Genomic DNA, 4,522 nt, shown 5'->3' with positions numbered 1-4,522 from the left:
TGGCCGGGCAACACCGACATCGCCGCCCGGGTCGCCGACAAGCTCGTCGACAACGCCGTGCGGCACGGCCGGGCGTTCCCCGACGGCTGTGTCGTGCTCCGTCTGATGGTGCTGCACAGCGAGCACCTGCGCATCGAGGTGGACGACGCGCGCCCGGAGTTCCCTGACTTCGATACGGCCAACACCCCGGGACGTCCCACCGGCCGCGGCCTGTGGTGGGTGTGGCACTACCGGGGCCGCCTCACCTGGCGTCCGAAGAGGGACGAGGACGGCACGGTCGCCGGCAAGAGTGTGTGTGCCGTCCTTCCCCTGGCCTGGGACGAGGTGATCGCGTGATCGCCGCCCGGCTTCCACGCCGGCAGCGCCGCAGCCGGCCTGCCGCGGCCGCGGGCGGTCCCCGCCGGCCGGTACGGCGAGCGGAGCCCGTCCATCTTGCGGACCTCGACCGGTATGTGCCCGCGGTCTCCGGCCCGCTGCGTGGCAACGGGCTCGGGCCCCGAGCGATGCGCTGCGGCGGGGCGGCCCGGCCGCGCGTTGGCGTTCACCCTGCCGCTGACGCGGCACCCTGCCGCGTGCGGCCGGTCCGCTCCCGCGCGGCGGGGGCCGTCGCCTCGCACCGGCGCGGGCCCGAGCGGCGGCCCCTGAGCCGGTGCGAGCACGTTCCCCGAAGGCCGTTCGGGAACGTCGTCGCGGGGGACGGCCTTCAGAAGTCGTCCGCGCCGTTGCGCAACTCGGGAGTCCAGTAGCCGGTGAGGGCCTTCGCCGGGTCGACGGCAATGCCACCGCTGCCGGGCGCGGTGACGGCGATCACCGTGGAGTCGCCCTCCAGTACGACGGAGAACGCGGACACGGGTTCGTTGTCCTCGTCGACCCCTCCGTTCGACAGCTTCACCAGGGCGTAGGCGGGGGCACCCGGGGCCAGGACCACCGGCGTGGCCGGCTTGCTCCTGGCGACGGCCGCCACGTCCTGCTTGTGGCTCTCCAGGAACTGGATGTGCGGGAAGCCCGTCAGCCGGCAGGAGTGCCGGGCGGTGTTCTTGGCGGTCAGGACGATGTGGGTGTAGGGCGGACCGTCCTGCCCGGTCGCGGTGACCCGGACGTCCCTGGCGGTGCACAGCGGCGTGGAGGCGGTCCCCGGCCGGCCGGTCGAGCCGGCGGAGGCTCCGGAGGAGCCCGCCGATCCCTTCGGTCCCCCCGAGCGCGTCGGGTCTCCCGATCCCGTCACGTCGGACGTGCCGGTGGACTGCTTGGACACCTCTGTGGCCGAAGAGGCCGACGCGGACGAGGACTTGCCGCCGGTGTCGCTCTGGCAGGCGGTGAGGGACAGGACGAGAGCGCTGCCCGCGACGGCGAGCAGCATGGAGCGGCGACGCGAAGTGTGCATCAGAGGATTCCCCCGTGAGTGGTGCAGGGCCGCGGTTCGGTGCCGCCGGCCGGTGTCGTTCTGTCTGCTTGCTCTTGTCGATGGTCGGCCGCCCCCGCCCGGCCGACAGCCGGAACCAGGGTGTGGGCGCACCCGCGCGGACGGTGCGCACGGCCGGCGGTGGTTCAAGGGACGCTGCAACGGCCGAGCCCGCTCCCTCGCCGCACCGGCTCTTCACCGGTGGCCGTCCGCCACGGGTGTGCCGAGCGGGGTGCGAACGCCCGGAGGGTGGCCCGCATCTGTCTTCAGTCGACCATTCCCGGTGCTCCGTGCCCAGGCAGTTCTCCCGGCAGAAGTACCCTCGGCCATACTTCTGCCGGAGCTCGCAGCCGGACGGGCCGGACGATCGGGGACATGGACGGTGCGCGGCGGGACGCCTTTCGCTGGAGACTTCGGCCGGCAGTTGCGGAACCTGCGAGTGGGCTGCGGTTTGAGCCAGGAGGCGCTGTCGCATGCCTCCGGGGTGAGCGTCAGGGCGCTGGCCGACATGGAACGCGGGCGAACCCGGGGGCCGCAGCGTCGCACGGTGCAGGCGCTGGCCGAAGCTCTGGGACTGGACGCCATCGAGGCGGCGAGCCTGGAGAGGTCCGCCGCCGCCGGCCGCCCGCGCCGCCGCGCGGCCACCACCGCGGCGGGCACCGGCCCCCTGGCCCTGCCGCGCGACATCCAGGACTTCACCGCGCGGGGCCCGGCCCTGTCCCGGCTGCTGGAGCTGGCGCAGGACGCCGGTCCGGGCCGGCCGGCGATCACCGTGGTCTCCGGGCAGCCCGGCCTGGGCAAGACCGCGTTCGCGGTGCACGCCGCACACCGCCTCGCCCCGCACTTTCCGGACGGGCAGTTCGCCCTGGACCTGCACGGCATGGATCCGGAGCCGACCACCCCGCGGGACGCGCTGGCCCGGCTGCTGGGCGCGATGGGTGTCGCCGACGTGGCGATCCCGGCCGGCACCGACGAGCGTTCCGGCCTGTGGCGGTCCCTGGCCGGCGAGCGGCGCATGCTCCTGCTGCTGGACAACACGGCCGGCGAGTCCCAGGTCGGCCCCCTGCTGCCGAGCACCGGGCCGTCCCTGACGATCGTCACCAGCCGCCGCGCCCTGGCGGGTCTGGAGTCCGTCCACCGCACCGATCTGGCCCTGCTGCGACGCGAGGAGGCGGTGGAACTCCTGGCCCGCATCATCGGCCCGGACCGGGTGCGGGCGGAGACGCAGGCCGCACGCGACCTCGCCGACCTGTGCGGGTACCTGCCGCTGGCCGTGCGCATCGCCGGCCAACGGCTCCTGAGCCGGCCGCACGAACGCATCGCAAAGCTCGTCATCCGGCTCACCGCCGAGGGCCGCAGACTGGACGGCCTCCAGGCCGGCAGCCTCCAGGTGCGTGCCGCCTTCGCGCTCTCCTACCGGCAACTGCCTCTGGCCTCACGGACCTTGCTGCGTCGTGCGGCGCTGGCAGCCGGAGCGGACTTCAGCCCCGAGACCGGCGCCCTCCTGTCCGGCCTCACCCACGACGAGGCGGTCTCCTGCGCGGAGGAACTGACGGACGCCGGGCTGCTGCGCAGCGATCCCGCCGCCGAGCGGTACAGCTTCCACGACCTGCTCAGGCTCTACGCCGCCGAGCAGGCCGATGCCGAGGACGGCCCCGAGGTCCGCGACGCCGCCCTCGACCGGACCGCGCACTGGATGCTGCGCCGGGCAACCGCCGCCGCACTGCACTTCGACGTCGACCACGAGCGGACCGCGTCGCACGGCGACCCGGACCCGGACGGAGCACCCACCGGCCGGGAAGAGGCGCGGGCCTGGCTGGAGGCCGAGCGCGCCCAGTGGCTCGCCGCCCTGCGCCGCGCCCACGAGGCCGGCCGGCACCGGCAGGTGCTGGACGCGGCAGAGGCGATGCACTGGTTCTCCGACCTCAACCAGCACTGGGAGCAGTGGGTGGAGGTCTTCCGGCGGTCCGCCGACTCCGCGCGCCGTCTGGGCAGCAGACAGGAGGAGGCCGTTCACCTCAACTACCTCGCCTGGGCCTACAACCTCTGTCTGCACGACCCCCACGCCGCCCTGACGGCCGCCGACGGCGCGCTGGCGGCGGCTCTCGAGTGCGGGGACGGCCTCCAGCAGGGCTGGGCACTCGGCTACGGAGCGGGCGCCCTGCACCGGCTGGGCCGGACGCGGGAGGCCGAGGAGCGCCTGCGTGAGGGGGCCCGCTGCCTCACCTCACAGGTGTCCCCGCAGGGCCGGCTGGCCGAGCTGACGATCCTCAACGCCCTCGGCACCCTGCTGCGCCAGACCGGCCGGGCGGCCGAGGCGCTGGACGTCCACCGCCGCAGCGAGCGGATCTGCCGGGCGGGGGTCCCGGGCCGGACGGAGGAGGTGATCGCGCTGTACCACGCGGTCGCCCGGCAGCAGATCGGCAACGACCTGGCGGCCTTGAGGCGTTGGGAAGAGGCCGAAGCGCCGCTGCGGCAGGCCCTCGCCGCCTTCGACGCCGCGCAGATGCGGGTCTGGTCGGAGCAGGCGCGGCTCGACCTGGGGCAGGTGCTCGGCGCGACCGGGCATCCCGAGGCCCGCAGGACGCTTCTCGCCGCTCGAGACGCCCTCGCCGCGCTGCGAAGCCCGCGGCAGGCCGAGGCCGCCGAGGCGCTCGCCGCACTCGACGAAGCCGGCGCCTTCACCGCGTAGAGCAGCGGGCGGGCGCCGCCCACCACGGCGGCCATGGCGACCGGTTGCCGAAGGGACGGTGCCGCAGCGGCTGCTGATACCCGGCCGGCACACGTCCGCGTGCTGCCGGATACCGGATCATGCCTGGCCGGATGCAGTGCTTTCCGAGGCTTGGAGCGTGCACGGATCCCGCGTGTACGACGGGCTTGGGAGAGGCGGTTGTTCCAGTGAGGACTCATGAGGCATGCGCTGCCGCGACGGGCCGGCCACCGCGAAGCGGCCGGATCCGGGGCAGGGCGCTGTGCCGTGCGGCCGCGATGCTGGCCGTGGTCGCGTCGGGCGGCTGTCTGGTGCTGTCCGCCGGAGCCGGCGGCGGCCACGGCTCGTCGGACGCCGTGCCGTGGCCGAAGGAGGGACAGACGAGCGTCGAGGTGGACGGCGTCGGCAGT

General features: G+C 74.7%; 3 protein-coding genes. 2 read left to right on the top strand and 1 reads right to left on the bottom strand.

Annotation, left to right across the window (positions count from 1 at the left end; all coding sequences use genetic code 11):
- Positions 1-336, top strand: a 336-nt coding sequence (locus IE249_RS31670) for an ATP-binding protein (RefSeq protein WP_189710379.1), incomplete at its 5' end; no start/stop codon positions are given.
- 367 nt (positions 337-703) lie between these two features.
- Here IE249_RS31670 and IE249_RS31665 read toward each other — a convergent pair.
- Positions 704-1,384, bottom strand: coding sequence for a DUF4232 domain-containing protein (locus IE249_RS31665; protein ID WP_189710377.1), 681 nt, complete (start codon positions 1,382-1,384; stop codon positions 704-706).
- Positions 1,385-1,784: 400 nt separating this feature from the next.
- On the opposite strand from IE249_RS31665, the gene IE249_RS31660 reads away from it, so the two are divergent.
- Positions 1,785-4,094, top strand: a complete 2,310-nt coding sequence (locus IE249_RS31660) for a helix-turn-helix domain-containing protein (RefSeq protein WP_189710375.1) — start codon at positions 1,785-1,787, stop codon at positions 4,092-4,094.
- The last annotated feature ends 428 nt before the right edge of the window (positions 4,095-4,522 follow it).

The sequence above is a fragment of the Streptomyces anandii JCM 4720 genome (assembly GCF_014650655.1).
Classification (GTDB): domain Bacteria; phylum Actinomycetota; class Actinomycetes; order Streptomycetales; family Streptomycetaceae; genus Streptomyces; species Streptomyces anandii.
Note: the sequence above shows the minus strand (reverse complement) of the source record. Positions and strands in the feature narration are given on the sequence as shown.